This window comes from Streptomyces coelicoflavus (genome assembly GCF_045041415.1).
Classification (GTDB): domain Bacteria; phylum Actinomycetota; class Actinomycetes; order Streptomycetales; family Streptomycetaceae; genus Streptomyces; species Streptomyces coelicoflavus.
On record NZ_CP108218.1, the window covers coordinates 7,354,260 to 7,376,429 of the forward strand.

Here is a 22,170-nt window from a genome sequence, read left to right on the forward strand (position 1 = left end):
GGACGAGATGCTCAGGACCCCCGTGCACGGCACGCGTCTGGACATCCTGGAGTGGCTGAAGGACCCGGCCGCGCACTTCGCCCCGCAGCGCCGCGTCGACCCCGTGGAGCACGGCGTCCACGCGGGGCTGGTCGCCGCCAAACTCGGTGTGCCCCGCCGCGTGGCCCGTACCCACCTCGGCCTCCTCACCGGCCTCGGCCTGCTCCGGGCCAGGCGGATCCGCCGCCGCACGTACTACCGGCGCGACGAGGTCCGGATCGCCGAGGTGGCGCGGACGTTCGAGAAGGGCTGGTAGGCGCGGGCACCCCGGCCGGAGTGACCCGGGCGCCGCCCCGGCGTTAGGCTGAGCATCAGCCGCGGCCCGCAGGGACGCGGCGCGGCGGTGGGGCCCGCCGTACCCGAACCGCGGCTCGGACGCCGCCAACGGTCCCTACTTGACTAGCGCAGGAGGGCATCCCCCTGCCCGGCGAGTAGGAGACGTACGACCATGACAGTCCCGAGGACCGGGGGCATCGGCCGGATCCGGCCGGCCGTCCCCCAGCGAGCGCGGTGGAGCGGCCAGGCACCGGTCGTCGCGGTCGTGGCCCTGGGCGGCGGCACCGGCGCCGCCGCCCGCTACGCGGCCTCCCTGTGGTGGCCGGCACCGGCCGGGGGCTTCCCCTGGACGACCTTCGCGGTCAACGCCGTCGGCTGCGCCGTGATCGGCGTGTTCATGGTCGTCGTCACCGAGGTCCGGCCCGCCCACCGCCTGGTCCGGCCCTTCTTCGGCACCGGTGTGCTCGGCGGCTTCACCACCTTCTCCACCTACGCCGTCGACAGCCGGTCCCTGTTCGCCGACGGCCGGGTCCGCACCGGCCTGGCCTACCTCGCCGTGACCCCGCTCGCGGCACTCACGGCGGTGTGGCTCGCCGCATGGGCGACCCGCCGGTTCCTTGAATGGAGGCAGTCATGACGAGGCTGACCGGCAGCGCCCTGCGCCTGACCGTCCTCGTGGGCGAGAACGACACCTGGCACCACCGCCCCCTGTACTCGGAGATCGTCCACCGCGCCCACGCGGCGGGACTCGCCGGTGCCAGCGTCTTCCGCGGCGTCGAGGGCTTCGGCGCCTCCTCGATCGTCCACACCACCCGGCTGCTGTCCCTGAGCGAGGACCTGCCGGTGGCCGTCGTCGTCGTCGACACCGAGGAGCGGGTACGGGACTTCCTGCCGCTGCTCGACGAACTCGTCACCGAGGGCCTGGTCACCCTCGACCCGTGCGAGGTCGTCAGGTACGAGGGCAGGCGGCCGTCGTGAACTGGCTGCTGGTCGTCGCGGGCGGCATGGTCGGCGCCCCGCTGCGCTACCTCACCGACCGTGCCGTGCAGTCCCGGCACGACTCCGTCTTCCCCTGGGGCACTTTCACCGTGAACGTCGTCGGCAGCCTGGTCCTCGGCCTGCTCACCGGGGCCGCCCTGGCCGGAGCGGTCGGCTCCGAGCTGCGGCTGCTGCTGGGCACCGGCCTGTGCGGCGCCCTCACGACGTACTCGACCTTCTCCTACGAGACCCTCCGGCTCACCGAGACCGGCGCGCGCCTGCAGGCCGCCGTCAACGTGGCGGGGAGCGTGGCGGCCGGCCTCGCGGCGGCGTTCGCGGGGGTGACTCTGGCCGACGCGCTCTGGACCTGACGCCGGGCACACAGCTTGGTGTAGTAGGAACTGGATGCCATGAGCGCCATCAGCATCGGTCAGGCCGTCGTCCTCGGAGCCGTCGAGGGGGTGACCGAGTTCCTGCCCGTCTCCTCCACCGGACACCTCAAGATCGTCGAGGGGCTGATGGGCATCCCGGTCGACGACGACGCCGTCATCGGCTTCTCCGCGGTCATCCAGGTCGGCGCGATCGCCGCCGTGCTCGTCTACTTCTCCAAGGACATCGCGCGGATCCTCTCCGCCTGGGGGCGCGGGCTGCGCGACCGGGAGGAGCGGTACCACCACGACTACAAGTTCGCCTGGTGGGTCATCTTCGCCACCATCCCCATCGTCGTCGTCGGCCTGGCCGCCAAGCCCCTGATCAAGGGCCCGCTCGCCTCGCTGTGGGTGGTCGCGGGCTCGCTGATCGTCGGCAGCGGCGTGATGTGGTGGGCGGACCGCACCGGCCGGCACAAGCGGGGCGAGGACGACACGTCCTTCAAGGACGCGATGCTCGTCGGCGGCTCCCAGATCCTCGCCCTGCTCTTCCCGGGCTTCTCCCGCTCCGGCGCCACCATGTCCACCGCCCTGATGCTCGACCTCGACCGGGTCGCCGCCACCCGGCTGTCCTTCTTCCTCGGCATCCCCGCCCTGACCGGAGCCGGCCTGTACGAGCTGAAGGACGCCCTGGGCACCGGAGCGGGTGCCGCGCCCCTGGCGGTCGGCACCCTCGTCTCCTTCGTGGTGGCCTACGCCTCCATCGCCTGGCTGCTGAAGTTCGTCGCCAAGCACTCCTTCAACGCGTTCGTGATCTACCGGATCGCGGTCGGCGTCCTGCTCTTCGGGCTGCTCGGCACGGGCGTGCTGCACAGCTGACCGGCGGCCCGACGCTCAGGGTGCGGCGCGCAGCGGCTCCCCGACGCTCCTCATGTGCCGCAGGGCCTCGCGGTGCGAGGCCAGCAGCCCCGTCTGGTGGTAGGGCACGCCCAGCTCGGCGCAGTACGCCTCGGTGAGGGCCTGGGCCCGGCCGAGGGCGGGGGTCGGCATGCTGGGGAAGAGGTGGTGCTCGATCTGGTAGTTGAGGCCGCCCATGAAGGCGTCGACGAGCGCGCCGCCCCGCACGTTGCGGGAGGTCAGGACCTGACGTCGCAGGAAGTCCAGCCGCATGCCCTCCTCGATCATCGGCATGCCCTTGTGGTTGGGCGCGAAGACCGAGCCCAGGTAGATCCCGAACAGACCCTGGTGCACGGCGAGGAAGGCGAGCGCCTTGCCCGGGGAGAGGACCGTGAAGAGGCCGCCGAAGTACACGACGAAGTGGGCCACGAGCAGCGTGCCCTCCAGGACCGGTCGCTTCACGGCCCGGCCGCCGAGCGCCTTGAAGCTGTTGAAGCTCAGGTTGAGCCCTTCCAGCGTGAGCAGCGGGAAGAACAGGGCGGCCTGGTGCTTGCCGACGAACCGCGGAAGCCCGGTCGCCCGGCTCGCCTGGCCCCGCGACCACACCAGGATGTCGGGCGAGACGTCCGGGTCCTTCTCCTCGTGGTTGGGATTGGCGTGGTGGCGGGTGTGCTTGTTCATCCACCAGCCGTAGCTCATGCCGAGGAGCAGGTTGGCCGTCAGCAGACCGCCCGCCTCGCTGGGCCGCCGGCGGGAGAAGACCTGCCGATGGGCGAGGTCGTGGGCCGCCAGCCCGAGCTGCCCGAAGACGACGGCGAGCGCGACCGCGACGAACAGCTGGCTCCAGCTGTCCCCCAGGGCGACGAACGCGGCGACACCGCCGGCGAGCGCGAGGGCGACGGCGCCGAAACGCACCGTGTAGTACAGCGGGCGGCGCCGGAGCAGCCCCGCGTCGGCTATGCGCCGGGAGAGCTCGGAGAAGTCGCTTCCCCTCTCGCGATCCTTCTCCTGTGCGGGCGTGGGCAGGCTCTCGACGAGCACCGTTGGGTTGACCATGCGGCTCAGTATGTGGGCAGTTCCTCCGGCGGGGGGATGACGGCTACCCCCGAAACGGGGGTGAGGCCAGCACCACCCCGGAACTGGGGTCCACCCACCGTCACCCACCGTCGGCCCTCCGCCGTCCGGAGCGGTCCGGGGAGGACAATGGCGATCATGAGCACACCGACGACCTTCCGGCCGGTCCTGGAGCGCATCGCCGAGGAGATCGAGCGGACCCCGGGCAGCGGCCGGCCCGCCGACTACATCCCCGCGCTCGCCGCCCGCGACCCGCGCCGCTTCGGCATGGCCGTCGCCGAACCGGACGGCACGGTGTACGGGGTGGGGGACTGGCGGGAGCCGTTCTCCGCGCAGTCCATCACCAAGGTGTTCACCCTCGCCCTGGACCTGGCCCGGGAGGGCGACGCCCTGTGGGAGCACGTGGGCCGCGAGCCGTCCGGCAACCCGTTCAACTCCCTGGTGCAGCTGGAGTACGAGAACGGCATCCCGCGCAACCCGTTCATCAACGCGGGCGCCCTCGTCGTCACCGACCGGCTGCACACCCGTACCGGCGACGCGGCCGGTGAACTGCTGGCCTTCCTGCGCGCGGAGAGCGGCAACCCGGACCTGACCCACGACGAGGAGGTCGCCGCCTCCGAGGCCGCGCACGGCGACCGCAACGCCGCCCTCGCCCACTTCATGGCGTCGTACGGCAACATCGACAACCCGGTGCCGGTGCTGCTCGAGCAGTACTTCCGCCAGTGCTCCGTCACGGCGTCCTGCGCCGACCTGGCGCTTGCGACCGGTTTCCTGGCCCGGCACGGCATCCGCGCCGACGGCACCCGGCTGCTCAGCCGCAGCCGGGCCAAGCAGGTCAACGCGGTGATGCTGACCTGCGGGACCTACGACGCGGCCGGCGACTTCGCGCACCGGGTGGGCCTGCCGGGCAAGAGCGGGGTGGGCGGTGGCATCATCGCGGTCGTGCCGGGCCACTGCACGCTGTGCGTGTGGAGCCCCGGCCTGGACGAGCGGGGCAACTCGGTGGCCGGGGTGGCGGCCCTGGACCGCTTCACGACCCTGACCGGCCTCTCGGTGTTCTGACCCGGTCGCGTCAGCTGCCGTCGTCCCGCACGAACTTGATCCGCAGGGCGAGTGCCGTCACGCCCGCGCCGAGCCCCGCGACCGCCAGGATCGCGCCGGTCTCCGGCCAGCCCGGCCCGTCCTCGGCCGGCACCGCCTGAGGCCCCTGCCGGGGCCGCGCACCCTCGGGGATCAGCGATCCCACGGGGTCGACCTCCCCGTCCGCCTCGAAGCCCCAGTCGAGCAGCGCACGGGCCTCCTCGTACACGGCGTGGCCGCCACCCTCCTGAGGGTTCATCACCGTGACGACCAGGGTCCGTCCGTCGCGGCGGGCGGCGGCGATGAGCGTGTTGCCGGCGTTGCTGGTGTAGCCGTTCTTGACGCCGATCAGCCCCGGGTACGGCTCCACCCCGTCGGCCCCGGTGAGCAGCCGATTGGTGTTCATGATCCCGTACGAACTCCCGTCGCGGCCGGGGAACATCGCGTCGACCTTGGCGCAGTACCGCGCGAAGTCGGGCCGCAGCAGGCCCGCCCGGCCGAAGACCGCGAGGTCGTACGCCGACGAGACCTGGCCCGGCGCGTCGTACCCGTCGGGTGAACGGACGTGGGTGTCGCGGGCGCCGAGCGCGCGGGCCTCGGCCTGCATCCGGGCGGCCGTGGCGCTCCAGCCGCCGGTGAGCGCGGCGAGGACGTGCACGGCGTCGTTCCCGGAGTTGAGGAAGACACCGTTCCACAGGTCGGAGACGCGGTACGTCTCGCCCTCGACGACACCGACCAGGCTGCTGCCCGGACCGATGCCGGACAGGTCCTCCGGAGCGACCTCGTGGTGGAGGCCGCCGGGCAGGGCCGGCAGCACGGTGAGGGCGAACAGCGTCTTGAGGGTGCTGGCCGGCGGCAGCTCGCGGTGCGCGTCGTTCGCCGCCAGCACATCTCCCGTGCCGGCGTCCGCCACGACCCAGGACAGGGCGGAGACATCGGGAACCCGGGGCGCTCCGGGGTGCGGCCGGACCTGGGTACCGGAGCGGTACAACGGCGCCTGCTGAGCCGCCGCACCGGCGGGCGGGCCGGGATCCGGCCGCCCCGCACGGGCGGCCGCGGCGGCCGGCACGAGGGTCAGCAACCCCGCCACGCAGAGCAGGCAGGTGGATCGAGCCGCCCGGAATGAGAATCCGATAGTCATACCGCAAACGTAGGAACGGCCTCCCGAGCCGCCCCGCTGACCGGGCCGGGTCGCGCCCGCAAGCACCCGGATGCCGTAGCGAGTGGCGGCGGGGGCCGACGGGTGCCGACGGCTGGGGGCGGGGGCCGTCCGTCCGCGGGTGGCGGGGTCTCAGCCGGCGGGCAGCGTGGGCTGTACCTGTCGCAGGAAGGTCGCGTTGTCCGGTGTGCGGCGCAGCCGCTCCAGCAGGGTCTCCGGGCCGGACTGCCCGTCCCGCGCACCCAGCACCCGGCGCAGCCCGCGCACGGCGGTCGTCTCGGCGGCGGACAGCAGCAGCTCCTCGCGCCGGGTGCCTGACCCGGTCAGGTCCACGGCCGGGAAGACCCGGCGGGAGGCGAGTTCCCGGCTCAGCCGCAGCTCCATGTTGCCGGTGCTCTTGAGCTCCTCGAAGTAGAAGTCGTCGGCGCGCGAGCCGGTCTCGACCAGGGTCGTGGCGAGGATGGTGAGGGAGCCGCCCTCCTCCGCCGTGCGGGCCGCGCCGAAGAACCGCTTGGGCCCGAGCAGCGCCCCGGCGTCGACGCCGCCGCTGAGCGTGCGGCCGCCGGACGAGGCGGCGTTGTTGTGCGCCCTGCACAGCCGGGTGAGGGAGTCCAGGAGGACGACGACGTCCTCCCCGGCCTCGACGAGCCGCTTGGCCCGCTCGATCACCAGCTCGGCGAGCGCGATGTGCTGCTTGGCGCTCTGGTCGAAGGTAGAGGCGTACACCTCGCCCCGCACCGAGCGTCGCATGTCGGTGACCTCCTCGGGGCGTTCGTCGAGCAGCACCACCATCAGCCGGGCCTCGGGGTGGTTGCCGGCCACGGCGGCGGCGATCTGCTGGAGGAGGACGGTCTTGCCGGTCTTCGGCGGTGCGACGATCAGGCCGCGCTGGCCCTTGCCGACGGGGGTCATCAGGTCGGCGACGCGTCCGGTGAGGCCGGCCGCCGGGTGTTCGAGCCGCAGCCGCTCGTGCGGGTGCAGCGGGGTCAGGTCGGCGAAGTGCCGCCGGCCGCCGCGCCCGTCGGGCGTACGGCCGTTGACGCGCACGACGTCGGTCAGGGTGCGCCGGTCGCCGCGCACGCCCTCGACGAGGTCGCCCTTGCGCAGTCCGTGCCGGCGGATCAGGGCGGGGGAGAGGGCGAGGTCGGAGGGCTCCGGCCGCAGGCTCTCGCCCCGCAGGCGCCCCTTGCCGCCCGCTTCGAGGTCGAGGACGCCGCTCGCGGTCTCGGCCGGGGACTGCCGTACAGGGGGGTGTTCGAGTGTGGTGGTCATGGTGGGCGGTCCTTTCGAGGACACGGGCATGGGACATGCGGAAGGAAGGGAGAGCCGCGGGCGGTCGGGACGACACGCCTCCGGGCGGCGGGAACAGCACCTCGGACGCAGCGGGGTGAAAGAGAGCCCCGCTCACGAGGTCGTGCTGAGAAGCGGACGCGCCGGTCGCACCGGGACGGGCGGGTCTGCGAACCGAAGGGAAACTGGCACCGACGCCCCAGTCGAGGGGGCGTACACAAGTGCTGTCCGCACCGTACCACGGGATCAGGTGCCGTGGTGGCGGGACGGGACGATCGAGGTCCCGCCCCGGGCGTCTCACCAGGGGGAACGCGGCCGAGTCGGCTTTTGTTCCGTCTTCCTTCCGCGTGCGCCGCGTCGGGGTCAGCCGGCCGCCTCCTGCACCTCCTGGGCGATCCGCTCGAACTGCGCGGCCATCGCCGTCTGGAGCGCCTGAGCCCCCGACAGCGGGCGCACCATCACCGTCAGTTCGGCGATGCGGCCGGACGCGTCGAGGTGCAGGAAGTCGCAGCCGCTGATCTCCCGGTCGCCCACTCGTGCCGTGAAGAGCAGGGCGTGGTCACGGCCGTCCGCCTCGCCGATGACGCGTTCGTAGCGGAAGTCCTCGAAGACGCGCTCGACCGCCCGCAGGATCGACGCCGTGACGGCCCTGCCCCGGTACGGCTTGAAGACGACGGGGCTGGAGAAGACCACGTCGTCCGCCAGCAGTGCCTCGACGGCGTCCAGGTCGTGCGCCTCGACCGCCTCGCGGAATGCCCGCATCGCCACTCCTTCATACTGAACTATTTGAATAGGTGTGGAGTAGAATAGTCGGCGTGACGCGTGCTTGCTAGCGTGTCGACATGTCTCTCAAGTACGCCGTCCTGGCCGCCCTGCTCGAGGGCGAGGCCTCGGGCTACGAGCTGTCCAAGGTGTTCGACGTGTCGCTCGCCAACTTCTGGCCCGCCACGCCGCAGCAGCTCTACCGGGAGCTGGAGCGCCTCGCGGGCGACGGACTCATCGAGGCCCGGACCGTGCAGCAGGAACGCAGGCCCACCAAGCGGCTGTTCTCGCTCACCGAGGCCGGCCGGGAGCAGCTGGGCGCCTTCGCCGCCGAGCCGACCCGCAGGCCCACCGCCATCCGTGACGAGTTCCTGATCAAGATGCAGGCCATGGACGGCGTCGACCCGCGGACCGTCCGTGCACTGGTCGAGGAGCGCAGGGCCTGGTCGCTGGGCAAGCTCGCCCGCTACGAGCGGGTGCGCGAACGCCTCCTGGACGGCCGCACCGAGGAGGAGCACCTGCGGGAGGCCGACCGCGTCGGGCCCTATCTCACCCTGGCCGCCGGGATCACCTTCGAGCGGGAGAACGCCCGCTGGTGCGAGCGCGTGCTCACCGTGCTCGACGGGCGCCGCGCTCCCGCCGGGCCCGCCGGACAGGCCCTAGGCTGAGCGGATGTTCAGCCCCGAGGGTCCCACCCTGCGCGAACTCGCCGTCCAGGCACTGTCGTCGGTCGAGCGGGGCTACGACCTGCTCGCCCCCAAGTTCGACCACACCCCGTACCGGACGCCGGACCGGGTGCTGGACGCCGTGGCCCGAGCGCTGGAGGCACGGGGACCCTTCGCGGCCGGGCTCGACCTGTGCTGCGGCACCGGCGCGGGCGTGGACGTCCTGGCCCGGGTCTGCCGGGAGCGCGTGACCGGGGTCGACTTCAGCGCGGGCATGCTGGAGGTCGCGCGCGGCCGTGCCCTGCCCCCGGCCCCGGCGGTCTCCTGGGTGCGCGCGGACGCCCGCGCCCTGCCGTTCGGCCCCGCCTTCGACCTCGTGGTGAGCTTCGGGGCGTTCGGGCACTTCCTGCCCCGCGAACTGCCGGGCCTCTTCGGCCAGGTGCGCTCCGTACTCCGGCCCGGCGGCTGTTTCGCCTTCCCCGTCGGGGCCCCGCCCCGGCCCGGCTCCGCGGGGTACTGGACGCTGCTCGGCTTCGACGCGGCGATGCGGGTGCGCAACGCGCTGTGGCGGCCCCCGTTCGTCATGTACTACCGGACGTTCCGGCTCGGGGACGTGGGACGGGAGTTGTCCCGCGCCGGATTCCGGGCCGGCCTGCACGCCCTGCCGGAGTTCGGGCGCCGCCCCGACGGCAGTCCGCGGGCCCGGCTGGTCGTGGCCCGGCGGCTCGCGTAGGCCGCCGGGTCAGCCGGCCGCCGGCAGGGTGAACTCGTAGACCAGGGCGTCCTGCCGGGTGTCCACCAGCAGGTCCGTGATCTCCAGCGGCCGCGCGTACTGGTCGTGCACCCGCCGCACGACCCGGACCGACGCGGTGTCGGGCTGGAGGGTGATGGTGTCCCGGTGGTGCAGCGCCAGGCCGGCCCTGCGCATCCAGTCGTAGGCCCGCCGCAACTGCGCGCAGGCGACACCGTCGGCGCGGTCGCGGTAGCGGGCCAGCTCCTCCACCTCCGCGAGCGCGACGGCGGAAAACGATGTCACAGCCGTCCGCCTGCCGTTTCCTCCCGCCGCCGACGAGGTGTAGCGGTGCACCAGGGTCGCCCGGCCCGGCACCAGTCCCAGCGCCGCCGCATGCTCGGGCGGCGGCGGGGCCCAGACCACGGTGGCCCGGTCGCCGGTGCGGGGCTCCGCCGCCCGGGCGCCCACCGGAAAGACGAGCGGAGCCGGACTTCCGGCCGGCGCGCCCGGCAGGGCGACGTGACTGCCCCGCCGGTCGGTGCTGAGCAGACCGTCCCGGCGCAGCACGTCCAGCGCCTGGCGCACGGTCTCCCGGCTGACCCCGAAGTGCTCCGCCAGCCGGCGCTCGCCGGGCAGCCGTTCGCCCGGTGGGACGATCCCGTCCCGCAGCTCGGCCAGCAACTGGTCCGCCACCCGTCGGTACAGGGGCGGCCGGATGTCGGGGGTGGACTGGTCGTGGGGGGTGGTGCGGGCCATGCCGCGCCTCCTGATGATGACGTACGGTAGCCGCGTGGGCTCGGTGCGCCACCAGAATTACCATTGGTCTAAACCAGCTGGGAAGGCCGGTCCGCCGGTTCGGCCGAAACACCACCCACGAACCTCAGGCGTGGCGGCCCAGCCAGCGCAGCTTGGCGGCCTCCTGGAACGGCCCGCCGCCCTCGTGGTCGTTGAAGTCGTACACCTCGATCCTCTTGTCCTCGTGCGACCAGGCGTTGAACGCGGCGAAAACGGTGGACGGCGGGCAGGTCTGGTCCTCCAGGGCGGCCGAGAACAGGGCCGGCGTCCGGCCCCGCGCCGCGAAGTGCACGCCGTCGAAGTACGAGAGCGTGCGCAGCGCCTCCTCGGTCCGGCCGCGGTGCGTCTTCAGGTACAGGCCGACCTCGCGGTAGGGGTGCCGGTCGGTGAGCGTGGTCGCGCGCGGGAAGTCGCACAGGAACGGCACGTCCGGCGCCACCGCGACCAGATCCGGCACCAGACCGCCCACCGCGAGCGTGATGCCGCCGCCCTGGCTCGCGCCCAGCGCCACCGTGCGCGCCGGGTCGGTCAGCGGGTGGGAGCGGGCCGCCTCGACCGCGCGCACGGCGTCGGTGAAGACCCGGCGGTAGTAGTAGTTCTCGGGGGCGTCCAGGCCGCGGGTCATGAAGCCCGGGTACGCGGGCGTGCCGCCGACGGGGTCCGGGGTGCCGCCACCGCCTCCCCAGGCGCTGCCCTGGCCGCGGGTGTCCATCACGAAGTGCGCCCGGCCCGTGGACGCCCACAGCAGATGTTCGTGCGGAAGTCCCCGCCCGCCTCCGTACCCCACGAACTCCACGACCAGTGGCAGCGGCTCGGCCGCCCCGGCCGGCAGGGTCAGCCAGCCCTTCACCGGGTGACCGCCGAACCCGGCGAACGTGACGTCGTACACCCGCACCGTGGACAGCCCCGTGTCGACCGGTTCGAAACGGGCGTCCAGCTCGTACTCGCGGGACTCCTGGAGCGTCTTGCTCCAGAACGCGTCGAAGTCCTCGGGCTCGGCCGACGCACTGCGGTACGCGTGGAGTTCGTCGAGCGGAAGGTCGAACAGGGCCATCGAGTACCGCCTTCGCGGGGAATGTGTCAGACCGTACGAGTGATCACACCGTACGTGAGCGGCCGACGGAACCGCCAGGTCCGGACGCTGCCGCGAGGCCGTGCGGGCCGGGTGTCGTCAGGCCCTGCGGTGGGTCCACTGCGGCTCGGTGAGTGCCCAGTCGCGGTCCCACTCCGCCATGCGGCGACGCAGGGACACCGCGCGCACGGCCCGGTGCGCGAGAAGCACCGTGAGCGCCGTCCCGATGGCGGTGAACGAGCCGATGGTGGCGCTGTGCTGCCAGATCTCGGCACCGTCCGACGGCGGCGGCACGCTCTCGCCGTGCGAGTCCAGCCAGACGACGACCGTTTCGCCGTGGCGGGCGTCGGCCGGCACCCGCGCCGTGGTGCTCTTCTCCGTGCCGTCCGGGGCCTTCCAGTGGACGGTCGCGCGGTACGAGTGCTGTCCGCCGAGCTGGTTCGTCGACAGGGACTCGGGGGTGCGGTCCACCACCGTGGCACGGACCTGGTGCCGCTCGGCCCGCTGCTCGGCGACGATCGCCTGGGCCTGCCCGTAGCCCCACCAGGCGGTGGCGGCCCCGAGCAGCGGTGCGCCCAGGAACAGCAGCAGGGCGACGACCACGGTGGTCCACGCCTCGACGACGTCCGACCGGCGCCGCAGCGGATTGCGCCGCCACCGCCAGCCGCGTACCCGGGTTCGCATGTCGACCTCCCCGCGATCACCGCGACCCGAGGAGCGGACGGACGGCCGGGGGAGTGCGGGGAGGCCGCCGCCCCTTCGCGTCGCGCCACGTGTGCGAGTGCCCGCACTGGACAGGTACCCAGTCCGGCGGACCTCGCTCACGATCCGGGCGGGATCAGCCGAAGCGTTCGATCCGGATCCGGTCCACCGGCTGCCCGGCCGCCACCAGCAGCCGCGACGCGTGCTCCGCGAAGGAGTTGGATCCGCACACGTACGCCTCCCAGCCCCCGGCGGGCGGCTCGGCCAGGAGCGGCGCCAGGTGCGCGGCGGCCAGCCGGCCCACGGGCGTCCCGGGCGGCGCCGTGCGGGTGAAGACGGGCGTCGTCTCCGCGCCGTACTCACGGGCGTAGATCAGTTCCTCGGGGCCGCGCGCCGACACCAGGAGGCGCAGCGGCACCGTCAGGCCCCGCGTCCGGTGGTGCCGCACCATCGACATCAGCGGGACCACCCCGGATCCGGCGCCGAGGAGCAGGGCGGGCCGGTCGCCCGGCCAGGCGAAGAAGCCGCTGAGCGGGCCGCGGACCTCGATCTCGTCACCGGGCCGCGCCACCGAGTGGAACCACCCGGACACCTCCCCGTCGGGCACCCGGTCGAGGGTCAGCTCGACGTGCCCCGAGTCGTCCGGGGCGGAGGCGAGTGAGTAGTGGCGCTGGGCCCGGTAGCCGTCCTCGGCGGTGAGCCGCAGCATCAGGTGCTGGCCGGGCACGTGGCCCGCCCAGCCGGGCACGGCCAGGCGGAAGGTCGACGCGCGGGGCGTCTCGCGGCGGATCTCCGTGAGCGTGGCGGTCTGCCAGTTCCCGGCCACCTCGCCGGTCACCTCGATGCGCCCGGGTACGGCGAACCGCGTCGGGGGAGTGAACGTCCCCGCCGTGTGCGTGGCTGTCTCAGTCACCGGAGTACCGCTGCTCCTGCCAGGGGTTGCCGCGCGCGTGGTAGCCGTTGTGCTCCCAGAAGCCCGGCTCGTCGTGGTCGAGGAGCTCGAGGCCCGCGATCCACTTCACGCTCTTCCAGAAGTACAGGTGCGGGACCACCAGCCGGGCCGGACCGCCGTGCTCGGGGGCGAGCGGCCGCCCGTCGTACTCCCAGACGATCCAGGCCCGTCCGCCGGTGAGGTCCGCGAGCGGCAGGTTCGCGGTGTATCCGGTGTGCGCGTGGGCGACGGCGTGCGTGGCGGACGGCAGCGGACCCGCGGCGTCCAGGAAGGCGTCCAGCGACACGCCCCCGAACCGCACCCCGAACTTCGACCAGCCGGTGACGCAGTGGATGTCGCCGGCATACGCGGAGGCCGGCAGCCGGCGCGCCCCGGCCAGGTCCCAGCTGCGGGGCTCGGCCACCAGGCCGCCCACCCGGAAGGTCCAGTCGGCGGGCGCGATCTCGGGAGTGACCTCGGCGGACAGCACGGGCCAGTCGTCGCCCGCGTCGTACTGGCCGGGCGGCAGTCCCGGCCGGGCGGTGCGCGGGCGCCCGGTGAAGCCTCGGGTGGTGTTCATGCGGTGGTGCCTTTCGGGCCGCCGGGGCGGGGTGCCGGCGGCCGGCGTGATCAGTGTGTACCCCTCCCACCGTACGTGTCCCGGGGCGTCGCCCGGTCCGGCTCCCCGCCCGGCCACGCGTTGTACCGCTCCAGGTACGCGGCGAAGCGGTGCAGGTCCTCCGCGGGCCAGCCGGCGAGCCGCTCGCGGAAGGCGGCCCGACGGCTCTCGGTGACCTGGCCCAGGATGTGCCGCCCCGCCTCCGTCAGATGCAGCACCTGGACGCGCTGGTCGTCCGGGTCGACCCGCCGCTCGATCAGCCCGGCACGCTCCAGCGCGGACACCTGGCGGCTGACGGTCGACTTGTCCAGCGCGTAGTGGGCGGCCAGGTCCGTGGCCCGGCGGCCGTCCCGCTCCTCCAGGTGTCCGAGCAGCGTGTACGACACCAGCGAGAGCTCCGGATGCATGCGCCCCGCCGAGGCGCGGGCCCGGCGGGCGAAGGCCGTCAGCTCACGGTGGATGGTCTCCACGGCCGCGTCCGCGGGGTGTCCGCCGAGGCCGACGGTCGTCTCGTCCGGTGTCTCGGCAGCCGCCACGGGTCCTCCTCGCCTTGCTGGTTGCACAGTACAACTCCGCTACGAGGTTGCGTGAACAACTACTTCCGGGTTGCGTGAACGACTACTTCGGGAGGGCCGTCGCCGTCTGATCATTGGGGTAGTGTGACCGTCGGCCGCGGACAGCCCCGGCCGCGTGACGACCGGGAGGTGAGACCGATTACCGCTGTGTCGGCCCGGGTGCTCTCACCTCACGGCAGTGCGGTCACCGAGAACGAGTGACCGCGAGAGCGCCCTTCGGTTCCCGAAAGGCTCTCGGCTTCCATGCCTCCCACCTTCCCGGCATCACCCTCGTCCTCGGCTTCCCCCGCTCCTTCCGCATCCCCGTTCTCCGCGTCCCTCCCGTCGCGTGACTCCGTCGTGGCCGTGCTGCGCGGCGCCGGCTGCGTCTTCGCCGAGGACGAGGCCGCGCTCATCCTGGCCGCCGCCCGCACCGCCGCGGAACTGACCGCGCTGGTCGAACGCCGTGTCACCGGCCTGCCCCTGGAACTCGTCCTGGGCTGGGCCGAGTTCCGCGGCCTGCGGGTCGCCGTCGCCCCCGGTGTCTTCGTGCCCCGCCGCCGCACCGAGTTCCTGGTGTCCGAGGCCCTGGCCCACGCGCCGGACGCGGACGTCGTCGTCGACCTGTGCTGCGGGTCGGGTGCCGTCGGCGCGGCCCTCGCCGCCGCCCTCGACCGGCCCGAGGTGCACGCCGCCGACGTCGACCCGGCCGCCGTGCGCTGCGCCCGCGGCAACCTCGCCGACGCGGGCGGCCGGGTGTACGCCGGTGACCTGTTCGACGCGCTGCCCGACACACTGCGCGGCCGGGTGGACATCCTCGCGGCCAACGTGCCGTACGTCCCCACCGGCGAGGTCGGCCTGCTGCCCGCCGAGGCCCGCGACCACGAGCCGCTGGTCGCCCTCGACGGCGGCAGCGACGGCCTCGACGTGCTGCGCAGGGTCGCGGCCGCGGCGCCGGGCTGGCTCGCGCCGGGCGGCTGCCTGCTGGTCGAGACGAGCGAACGCCAGGCGGCCGCCGCCGTCGACGCCTTCACCCGGGCGGGCCTGACGCCCCGCCTCGCGGTCTGCGAGGACCTGTACGCCCATGTGGTGATCGGCGTCCGGGACTGACCGTCTCCGCCCCGTACCGCTACCGCGCCGGCGGCGTGGCCCGGGCGATCAGCAGGGCCACGTCGTCGGAGTTCTCGGGCTCGTGCAGGGTGCGCAGCAGCAGGTCGCAGACCTCCTCCAGCGGGCGGTCCGGCCCCTCCAGCAGGGCGAGGAGCGCGTCCAGCCGCTCGTCCAGCGGCTGCCGGCGCGTCTCGACCAGGCCGTCGGTGTAGAACACCAGCCGGTCGCCCGGCTCCAGGTCGACGGTGGTGGTGGAGAAGGCGACGCCGCCCACTCCGAGCGGCACCCCGGTGGGCAGGTCGAGCAGTTCGGGCGGCCGTCCGGCCCGCAGGCGGACCGGCGGGAGGTGGCCCGCGTTGGCGATCCGGCACTGCCGCCGGTGCGGGTCGTGCACGGCGTACAGGCAGGTGGCGATGGCCTGGTCCAGGCCCGCCGTGGTCCGCTCCAGGTGCCCCAGCAGCAGCGCGGGGTCCAGTTCGAGGGCGGCCAGGGTGTTCGTCGCGGTCCGCAACCGCCCCATGGAGGCCGCCGCGGCGATGCCGCTGCCCATCACGTCGCCCACCACCAGCGCGGTCCTGCCGCCCGCCAGCTCGATCACGTCGAACCAGTCGCCGCCGACCTCGCTGGTGCCCCCGGCCGGCTGGTAGCGGGAGGCGACCTCGAGACCTCCCGTCACCGGCGGATGGCTCGGCAGCAGGCTGCGCTGGAGGGTGAGCGCGGTGTCGCGGGCGTTCTGGTACCAGCGGGCGTTGTCGATCTGGAGCGCCGCCCGCGCCGCCAGCTCCCGGGCGAGCAGGAGGTCGTCCTCGCCGAACGGCAGGGGGTTGGCGATCCGTTTCAGGTCCAGGGCGCCCAGCACCTCGCCCCGCGCGATCAGCGGCACGGCGAGGTACGAGTGCACGCCCGCCCGGTCCAGCAGTTCGGCCGCCTCCGGTGAGCGGGCGATGCGCTCCAGGTCCTGCCGCGTCACCCGCGCCACCATCACCGGACGGCCGGTCCGCACGCACTCGGTGACCAGGCGGTCCGGTCCGTACCGGGCGACCTCGCCGGGCCGGTCGGCCGCCCGCAGCGCGTCCCCGGCGTCCTCGGCCCGCACGGCCAGCGCCCTGATCACCGCGGGTTCGGCCGGACCCAGCGTGCTGCGCCGGCCCGCCACCACGGCGTCCAGCAGGTCCACGGCCGCGATGTCGGCGAGGCCGGGCACGGCCACGTCGGCCAGTTCGTAGGCGGTGCGGTCCAGCCGCAGCGTGGTGCCGATCCGCGCGGAGGCGTCCGCCACGGCGGCCAGCCGGCGCCGCGCGCCCTCCGCCTCGGCCGCCGTCCGGTACTGCTCGGTGACGTCGACGATCGAGACCGCCACGCCCAGCACGGCCCCCAGGGCGTCCTCGAGCCGGTACAGCGAGACCGACCAGGCGTGCTCCTCGTCCGGGTCGGCGGGGGTCCGCCCGGTCGCGGGCCGGTCCACGACCGGGCGCCCGGTCTCCAGCACCTCCCGCGCCGCCGCCTCCAGCGGGCCGGCGTCCACCTGCGGCAGCAGGTCGCGGATCGTCCGGCCGAGGTGCTCCTCGGCGGTGATGCCGTTGAGCTGTTCCAGGGCGGGGTTGACCGACACGTACCGCAGCTCGGTGTCCAGGACGGCCAGGCCGATCGGGGACTGCATGATGACCCGCGTGGACAGGGCCACGTCCCGCTCCAGCCGGCGCACCATCGACTGGTCGGCCGCCAGTCCGAGGGCGTAGACGTCGCCGCGGTCGTCCAGCAGCCGCATGTTCCGGAACTCGACCAGGCGGGTGCTGCCGTCCTTGTGCCGGACCGGGAACGCGCCGGCCCAGCTCCGGCCGGTCCTCATGACGTCCCCGAACAGCTTCACGACCAGGTCGAGATGGCTTTCGTGCACCATGATGCGGGCGGCGTACTGCCCCAGCGCCTCCGGCGCCGAGTACCCGAACAGCTCCTCGGCCTGCGGGCTCCACAGGACGATCCGGCCCTCGGTGTCCAGCACGATCGAGGCCACGTTCAGCAGGTCGAGCAGTCCACTGGGCCGCACGGGCCCGCGCGGCGACGGCTCGCCCGCGAATCCGGCAGACCCCGTTGCACTCATCCCGTGCCCCGCCTTCACCGTCCGACGCGGCACGCCCTTCGTTGCCGCTCCCTTGTTCTACCGCGTTCCACCGCGCACGGGACCGGTTGTCCGTGGCTCCGCCGTCTCCTTCCAGCATCTCCCCGCAGCACGGCCCGCGCCGCACGGAGCGCGGCTCGTGTCGCACGAAACGCGGCCTGCGCCGCACCCGGCGCGTCCGGAGTTGGTCTGTACATGACCGCATGAGCGGTCCAGACTGTGCGCCGAGTGTCCCGACCCCGCCCGTGCCGCCCCGGCCACGCCCACCGAGGAGCCCCCATGCCCCCGCGCGCCAGGCAACGTTGTCACGCCGCCCTGACCGGACTCGCCGTCCTCGCCCTCTCCCTCGCTCTCGCCGGCCCGGCGACGGCCGACGCCCCCGCCGCCGAATCCTGGACCGAGGTGGGCTCCGACCGCGCCGACCCGCTGACCGAGAGCCAGGGCCTGGCCTCGGTCGAGGTCCCGGCCGGCAGCCCCAACCGCTACACCGGCATCGGCACCGTCCCGCTCGCCCTGAGCGTCCGGGGCTGGAACCACGTCGGCGACCCCGACGCCTCCTACGACGGCCACTACGTGGAGCCGTACCAGCGCGACGACGGGAACACGAAGATGTTCCGCGTGCAGGCGCCGGACGGCGGCTGGTCGGAGTACGTGCACACGCTGAGCCCCGGGGAGGCGCTGAACAACTCGTGGTCCGCGATCTCGCCGGACGGCCAGTGGATGCTGGCGGGCGAGTGGGGCACGATGAACCGGCTCCTGGTCTTCCCGACCCCCGGCGTCAACCCCGCGACCTCGCCCTCGGCCGACCTCCCGCAGGCCGCCACCGTCCACCTGGACCACGCCGTGCGCGACGTCCAGGGCTGCGACTTCCTGGACGCGACCACGCTGCTCTGCTCCTCCGACGATCCGGAGGGCACGCTCTTCGGCCTCACCAAGCCGCTGCTGCGGATCGACCTGTCGGCGGCGCCCAGCGGCACCGCCGACGTCACCGGACACGTCACCGCCCTGCGGCAGCTGCCCCTGCGCAGCGCCTGCTCCGGCTCCTTCGAGGCGGAGGGCGTCGACTACGACCGGCGCACCGGCACCCTGCGCGTGATCGTCGTGTCGCCCGGCTTCTGCGTGCTGACCGACAGCAAGACCTACCGGTTCACGCGGGGCTGACCCGGCCCCTTCGCGCCGGGCGGCGGGTGGTGCTTTTCTGGTGGTATCGGCCCATGACCACTCGGCCCATGACCACGAGAGGGAGCGATCACGATGGACGGTGAGCGACTGCACCCGGAGTCCGTCTCGGTGGAGCTGAGCGGATGCAGCAAGGAGGACGCCCGGGTCGTGTTCGACACCCTGTGCGCGTGCTTCTCCTCCGACCGGCACGCCGGCGACGTGACCCGGGAGTACCACGAGGTGCGCCCGACCGTCTGGCTCGGCACCTTCGACGTGGCCGACGCCCGGGGAGGCGAGTGCGACCCCGCCCGGCTGGGCTCGTCCGTGGAGGCCGACGTGCAGGGCGGCTACTGGGCGATCGACAGGTTCCGCACCACGCTGGACTCCCTGTTCACCGTGCACGACCTGAGCACGGCCTCCGGCGACCAGGAACGGGAGCTGCACGTACGGCTCGAAAGCCACTGAGCCGGGCCGTCCGCGTGCGGTGAGGTGTGCGCCACCCTGTTGTGCAACTAGTTGCACAATGGGGTGGCGGTCCTCTACAACAGAGGCACCACACCGCGCACGGAGGGCCCGATGAGCCGATACCCGCACCTGCTGACCCCGCTCGACCTGGGCTTCACCACGCTGCCCAACCGGGTCCTGATGGGCTCCATGCACGTCGGCCTGGAAGAGGCCGAGCGCGGCTTCGAGCGCATGGCCGCCTTCTACGCCGCCCGGGCCCGCGGCGGAGTGGGCCTGATCGTCACCGGCGGCATAGCCCCCAACGACGAGGGCCGCCCGTACGAGGGCGGGGCCAGGCTCACCACCGGGGCGGAGGCCGAGCGGCACCGGGTCGTCACCGACGCCGTGCACCGCGAGGGCGGCCGCATCGCCCTCCAGATCCTGCACTTCGGCCGCTACGCCTACCACGCCGACCTGGTCGCCCCGAGCCCGCTCCAGGCCCCGATCAGCCCGCACGTGCCGCGCGAGCTGACCGACGCCGAGATCGAGCGCACGATCGAGGACTACGTCCGCACCGCCCGTCTCGCCCGCGAGGCCGGGTACGACGGCGTCGAGATCATGGGCTCCGAGGGCTACCTGATCAACGAGTTCATCGCCGCCCGCACCAACCACCGCACCGACCGCTGGGGCGGCTCCTACGAGAACCGCACCCGCTTCCCCGTCGAGATCGTCCGCCGGGTGCGCGAGGCCGTCGGCGAGGACTTCATCGTCGTCTACCGCCTGTCCATGCTCGACCTGGTGCCCGGCGGCTCCACCCTCGACGAGGTGATCACCCTCGCCAAGGCCGTCGAGTCCGCCGGAGCCACGATCATCAACACCGGCATCGGCTGGCACGAGGCGCGCATTCCCACCATCGCCACCTCCGTGCCCCGCGGCGCCTACACCTGGGTGACCAAGCGGCTGATGGGCGAGGTGTCCGTCCCGCTCGTCACCACCAACCGCATCAACACCCCCGAGGTCGCCGAGCGGCTGCTGGCCGAGGGCACCGCCGACATGGTCTCGATGGCCCGCCCGATGCTCGCCGACCCCGACTTCGTCGCCAAGGCCGCCGCCGGCCGCCCCGAGGCCATCAACACCTGCATCGGCTGCAACCAGGCCTGCCTGGACCACACCTTCAGCGGGCAGATCACCTCCTGCCTGGTCAACCCGCGCGCCTGCCACGAGACCGAGCTCGTCCTGGCCCCGACCCGGCGGCGCAAGCGCGTCGCCGTCGTCGGCGCCGGACCGGCCGGACTGGCCTGCGCGGTGAGCGCCGCCGAACGCGGCCACGAGGTCACCCTGTTCGACGCCGCGAGCGAGATCGGCGGGCAGCTGAACGTCGCCCGCAAGGTCCCCGGCAAGCAGGAGTTCGACGAGACGCTGCGCTACTTCCGTACGCGGCTCGCGGACCACGGCGTCGACGTACGCCTGAACACCCGCGTCGGCGTCGACGACCTCACCGGCCACGACGAGGTCGTCGTCGCCACCGGCGTCACCCCCCGCACCCCCGACATCCCCGGCGTCGACCACCCCTCGGTCGTCGGCTACCTCGACGTCCTGCGCGACGCCGCCCCCGTCGGCGAGCGCGTCGCGATCCTCGGCGCGGGCGGCATCGGCTTCGACGTCGCCGAGTACCTCACCGACGGCGGCGACAAGGCGCACGAGGACCCCGAGACGTACTTCCGCCTCTGGGGCGTCGACACCGACTACCGCGCCCCCGGCGGACTCGCCGCGCCCGAACGACCCGCCCCGCCGCGCAGCGTCCACCTGCTCCAGCGCAAGACCAGCAAGGTCGGCGCCGGGCTCGGCAAGACCACCGGCTGGATCCACCGCACCGAGCTGAAGCACCGCGGCGTCACCATGGTCCCGGGCGTGCGTTACGACCGGATCGACGACGCCGGACTGCACATCACCGTCGGCGACGAGTCCACCGTGCTGGCGGTCGACACCGTCGTCCTGTGCACCGGCCAGGAACCGAGCCGGAGCCTGTACGACGACCTGATCGCCGCGGGCGTCGCCGCGCACCTCATCGGCGGCGCCGACGTGGCCGCCGAACTGGACGCCAAGCGCGCCGTCAAGCAGGGCACCGAGCTGGCGGCGGCGCTGTAGGGGAGGGCGCGGGCGGCGGGCGGGGCAGCGGCGGTCCGTCCCTAGGATGAGCCCATGTCACTCCCGCACGCGATCCTCACCGCCCTGGTCGAAAAGCCGTCGTCGGGGCTGGAGCTGACCCGCAGGTTCGACCGGTCGATCGGCTACTTCTGGTCGGCCACGCACCAGCAGATCTACCGCGAGCTGGGAAAGCTGGAGGCGGAGGGCCTGATCCGGGCGCTGCCCGGCCAGCCGCCGGCCCGCGGCCAGAAGAAGTCCTACGAGGTCCTGCCCGCGGGTCGCGCCGAACTGGCCCGCTGGACCGCCGCCCCGCACGACCCCAAGCCGCTGCGGGACACCATGCTGCTGCGGCTGCGCGCCGCCGCGGTGGTCGGCACCGCCGGTGTCGAGGCGGACCTGCGCCGCCATCTGAAGCTGCACGAGCGTCAGTTGGCCGACTACGAGGAGATCGAGGAGCGGGACTTCCCGCCCGGGCGGGACAGCACCGAGGACCGGCTGCGGCACCTGGTGCTGCGGGCCGGCATCGACCTGGAGACGTTCTGGACCCAGTGGATCGGGCACGCCCTGGCGGAGTTCGCCGAGCTGCCCGGCGACGAGCCGGCGTGACCGCCTTCCTGGGCGCCCGTTCAGAACCGGTACGGCTTCGAGCGGCGGCGCAGGAACCAGGCCGCGGCGATGACCCCGGTACCCACCAGCGCGCCGCCCGCCACCAGGGTGGCCGTGCCGTAGTCCTGGACGGCCCCGCCGAGACCGCCCATGACACCGCCCGGCGACGCGGACGGGGAGGGAGTGGCGGAACGGCTCGGCGAGGGCGAGGGAGAGGGCGCCGAGGAGACGATGACCGTCTGGGTGCCGGCGGTGCTGTTGTTCGAGCACATGACGATCACCGTGTAGGTGCCCGGCGAGATCCCCGACCAGGCCGCGGACTGGCCCGAACCGGTGCCGGACAGCGCCACCTGACGCCCCTGGGCGAAGTCCCGCTGGCTGCTGGTGAGCAGCGAGGCGGTGCCCCAACTGCCGTTGAGCTGGGCACAGGCCGTGGTCGTGACCGACACCGTGGTCCCGGTGGTGCTCACGGAGATACCCGGCCCGGCCGACGCCGGTCCGGCGGACAGGACGACGGGCAGCGCGGCGACGGCTGCCACGGTCGCACCGGAGCGGAGAAGTGGCGATGAGATGCGCATGTGGACTGCC

General features: G+C 73.5%; 25 protein-coding genes. 13 read left to right on the plus strand and 12 right to left on the minus strand.

The features are described from left to right. The first annotated feature begins 7 nt into the window (after positions 1-7). The 5 genes from OHA99_RS33095 to OHA99_RS33115 all read left to right on the plus strand — a co-directional run bounded on the left by OHA99_RS33095 (position 8) and on the right by OHA99_RS33115 (position 2,540). Positions 8-295: an ArsR family transcriptional regulator gene (locus tag OHA99_RS33095; RefSeq protein ID WP_164385751.1), complete on the plus strand. Its 288-nt coding sequence runs from the start codon at positions 8-10 to the stop codon at positions 293-295. A gap of 192 nt (positions 296-487) precedes the next feature. Next, a complete protein-coding gene (crcB, locus tag OHA99_RS33100) occupies positions 488-952 on the plus strand; it encodes a fluoride efflux transporter CrcB (RefSeq protein WP_366472858.1) in 465 nt (154 codons plus the stop codon). Further along, a complete protein-coding gene (locus OHA99_RS33105; protein WP_405698536.1) occupies positions 949-1,293 on the plus strand; it encodes a DUF190 domain-containing protein in 345 nt (114 codons plus the stop codon). The genes crcB (OHA99_RS33100) and OHA99_RS33105 overlap by 4 nt, the downstream gene beginning before the upstream one ends. Beyond that, positions 1,290-1,664 (plus strand): fluoride efflux transporter CrcB, encoded by a 375-nt coding sequence (gene crcB, locus OHA99_RS33110; RefSeq protein WP_405699032.1) that lies wholly within the window; start codon positions 1,290-1,292, stop codon positions 1,662-1,664. Before OHA99_RS33105 ends, crcB (OHA99_RS33110) begins: the two co-directional genes overlap by 4 nt. Before the next feature lie 39 nt (positions 1,665-1,703). After that, positions 1,704-2,540: an undecaprenyl-diphosphate phosphatase gene (locus tag OHA99_RS33115; protein WP_366472859.1), complete on the plus strand. Its 837-nt coding sequence runs from the start codon at positions 1,704-1,706 to the stop codon at positions 2,538-2,540. 15 nt (positions 2,541-2,555) lie between these two features. On the opposite strand, the gene OHA99_RS33120 is transcribed toward OHA99_RS33115, so the two are convergent. Then, on the minus strand, positions 2,556-3,614 hold the full coding sequence (locus OHA99_RS33120) for an acyl-CoA desaturase (RefSeq protein WP_194280191.1): 1,059 nt from the start codon (positions 3,612-3,614) through the stop codon (positions 2,556-2,558). Between the two features lie 147 nt (positions 3,615-3,761). On the opposite strand from OHA99_RS33120, the gene OHA99_RS33125 reads away from it, so the two are divergent. Then, positions 3,762-4,694 (plus strand): glutaminase, encoded by a 933-nt coding sequence (locus tag OHA99_RS33125; RefSeq protein ID WP_042825658.1) that lies wholly within the window; start codon positions 3,762-3,764, stop codon positions 4,692-4,694. Between the two features lie 10 nt (positions 4,695-4,704). On the opposite strand, the gene OHA99_RS33130 is transcribed toward OHA99_RS33125, so the two are convergent. From OHA99_RS33130 to OHA99_RS33140, 3 genes are all read right to left on the minus strand, one after another. Beyond that, positions 4,705-5,853: a D-alanyl-D-alanine carboxypeptidase family protein gene (locus tag OHA99_RS33130; RefSeq protein ID WP_405698537.1), complete on the minus strand. Its 1,149-nt coding sequence runs from the start codon at positions 5,851-5,853 to the stop codon at positions 4,705-4,707. 150 nt (positions 5,854-6,003) lie between these two features. Continuing rightward, the gene (gene rho / locus OHA99_RS33135) at positions 6,004-7,143 is read right to left on the minus strand and encodes a transcription termination factor Rho (RefSeq protein ID WP_405698538.1); all 1,140 of its coding nucleotides are present in this window, start codon (positions 7,141-7,143) and stop codon (positions 6,004-6,006) included. A gap of 381 nt (positions 7,144-7,524) precedes the next feature. Beyond that, a complete protein-coding gene (locus tag OHA99_RS33140) occupies positions 7,525-7,923 on the minus strand; it encodes a nuclear transport factor 2 family protein (protein ID WP_153181118.1) in 399 nt (132 codons plus the stop codon). 80 nt (positions 7,924-8,003) lie between these two features. Here OHA99_RS33140 and OHA99_RS33145 point away from each other — a divergent pair, with 80 nt between their 5' ends. Together OHA99_RS33145 and OHA99_RS33150 are read left to right on the plus strand one after the other, a co-directional pair. Next, entirely contained in the window at positions 8,004-8,591 is a 588-nt protein-coding gene (locus OHA99_RS33145) for a PadR family transcriptional regulator (RefSeq protein WP_153181119.1), read from the plus strand. A 4-nt stretch (positions 8,592-8,595) separates the two neighbouring features. Continuing rightward, positions 8,596-9,321: a class I SAM-dependent methyltransferase gene (locus OHA99_RS33150; protein WP_153181120.1), complete on the plus strand. Its 726-nt coding sequence runs from the start codon at positions 8,596-8,598 to the stop codon at positions 9,319-9,321. A gap of 9 nt (positions 9,322-9,330) precedes the next feature. Here the strand turns inward: OHA99_RS33150 and OHA99_RS33155 are convergent, their stop codons facing one another. The 6 genes from OHA99_RS33155 to OHA99_RS33180 all read right to left on the minus strand — a co-directional run bounded on the left by OHA99_RS33155 (position 9,331) and on the right by OHA99_RS33180 (position 13,976). Further along, entirely contained in the window at positions 9,331-10,077 is a 747-nt protein-coding gene (locus tag OHA99_RS33155; protein WP_345964252.1) for a winged helix-turn-helix domain-containing protein, read from the minus strand. A 124-nt stretch (positions 10,078-10,201) separates the two neighbouring features. After that, on the minus strand, positions 10,202-11,170 hold the full coding sequence (locus tag OHA99_RS33160) for an acetylxylan esterase (protein WP_153181122.1): 969 nt from the start codon (positions 11,168-11,170) through the stop codon (positions 10,202-10,204). Between the two features lie 117 nt (positions 11,171-11,287). Then, positions 11,288-11,872 carry a hypothetical protein gene (locus OHA99_RS33165; RefSeq protein ID WP_153181123.1) on the minus strand — a complete coding sequence of 195 codons (585 nt, stop codon included), beginning with the start codon at positions 11,870-11,872 and terminating at the stop codon, positions 11,288-11,290. A 154-nt stretch (positions 11,873-12,026) separates the two neighbouring features. Then, positions 12,027-12,803 (minus strand): ferredoxin reductase, encoded by a 777-nt coding sequence (locus OHA99_RS33170; RefSeq protein WP_366472861.1) that lies wholly within the window; start codon positions 12,801-12,803, stop codon positions 12,027-12,029. Continuing rightward, positions 12,796-13,401, minus strand: coding sequence for a sulfite oxidase-like oxidoreductase (locus tag OHA99_RS33175; protein WP_366472862.1), 606 nt, complete (start codon positions 13,399-13,401; stop codon positions 12,796-12,798). Before OHA99_RS33175 ends, OHA99_RS33170 begins: the two co-directional genes overlap by 8 nt. Positions 13,402-13,451: 50 nt before the next feature. Beyond that, on the minus strand, positions 13,452-13,976 hold the full coding sequence (locus tag OHA99_RS33180; RefSeq protein WP_381593385.1) for a MarR family winged helix-turn-helix transcriptional regulator: 525 nt from the start codon (positions 13,974-13,976) through the stop codon (positions 13,452-13,454). A 282-nt stretch (positions 13,977-14,258) separates the two neighbouring features. Here OHA99_RS33180 and OHA99_RS33185 point away from each other — a divergent pair, with 282 nt between their 5' ends. Continuing rightward, entirely contained in the window at positions 14,259-15,104 is an 846-nt protein-coding gene (locus OHA99_RS33185; RefSeq protein ID WP_153181127.1) for a putative protein N(5)-glutamine methyltransferase, read from the plus strand. Positions 15,105-15,123: 19 nt separating this feature from the next. On the opposite strand, the gene OHA99_RS33190 is transcribed toward OHA99_RS33185, so the two are convergent. After that, a complete protein-coding gene (locus OHA99_RS33190) occupies positions 15,124-17,205 on the minus strand; it encodes a SpoIIE family protein phosphatase (protein ID WP_153181128.1) in 2,082 nt (693 codons plus the stop codon). Between the two features lie 297 nt (positions 17,206-17,502). Here OHA99_RS33190 and OHA99_RS33195 point away from each other — a divergent pair, with 297 nt between their 5' ends. From OHA99_RS33195 to OHA99_RS33210, 4 genes are all read left to right on the plus strand, one after another. Continuing rightward, positions 17,503-18,384, plus strand: coding sequence for a hypothetical protein (locus OHA99_RS33195; protein ID WP_153181129.1), 882 nt, complete (start codon positions 17,503-17,505; stop codon positions 18,382-18,384). A 93-nt stretch (positions 18,385-18,477) separates the two neighbouring features. Then, a complete protein-coding gene (locus OHA99_RS33200) occupies positions 18,478-18,849 on the plus strand; it encodes a hypothetical protein (protein WP_153181130.1) in 372 nt (123 codons plus the stop codon). Positions 18,850-18,960: 111 nt separating this feature from the next. Then, complete coding sequence (locus tag OHA99_RS33205; protein ID WP_153181131.1) at positions 18,961-20,976, plus strand: NADPH-dependent 2,4-dienoyl-CoA reductase; 2,016 nt, start codon at positions 18,961-18,963, stop codon at positions 20,974-20,976. A 54-nt stretch (positions 20,977-21,030) separates the two neighbouring features. Then, positions 21,031-21,582, plus strand: a complete 552-nt coding sequence (locus tag OHA99_RS33210) for a PadR family transcriptional regulator (RefSeq protein WP_405698539.1) — start codon at positions 21,031-21,033, stop codon at positions 21,580-21,582. Positions 21,583-21,602: 20 nt separating this feature from the next. Here the strand turns inward: OHA99_RS33210 and OHA99_RS33215 are convergent, their stop codons facing one another. Beyond that, positions 21,603-22,160, minus strand: a complete 558-nt coding sequence (locus OHA99_RS33215; protein ID WP_164140489.1) for a hypothetical protein — start codon at positions 22,158-22,160, stop codon at positions 21,603-21,605. Positions 22,161-22,170: the final 10 nt, after the last annotated feature.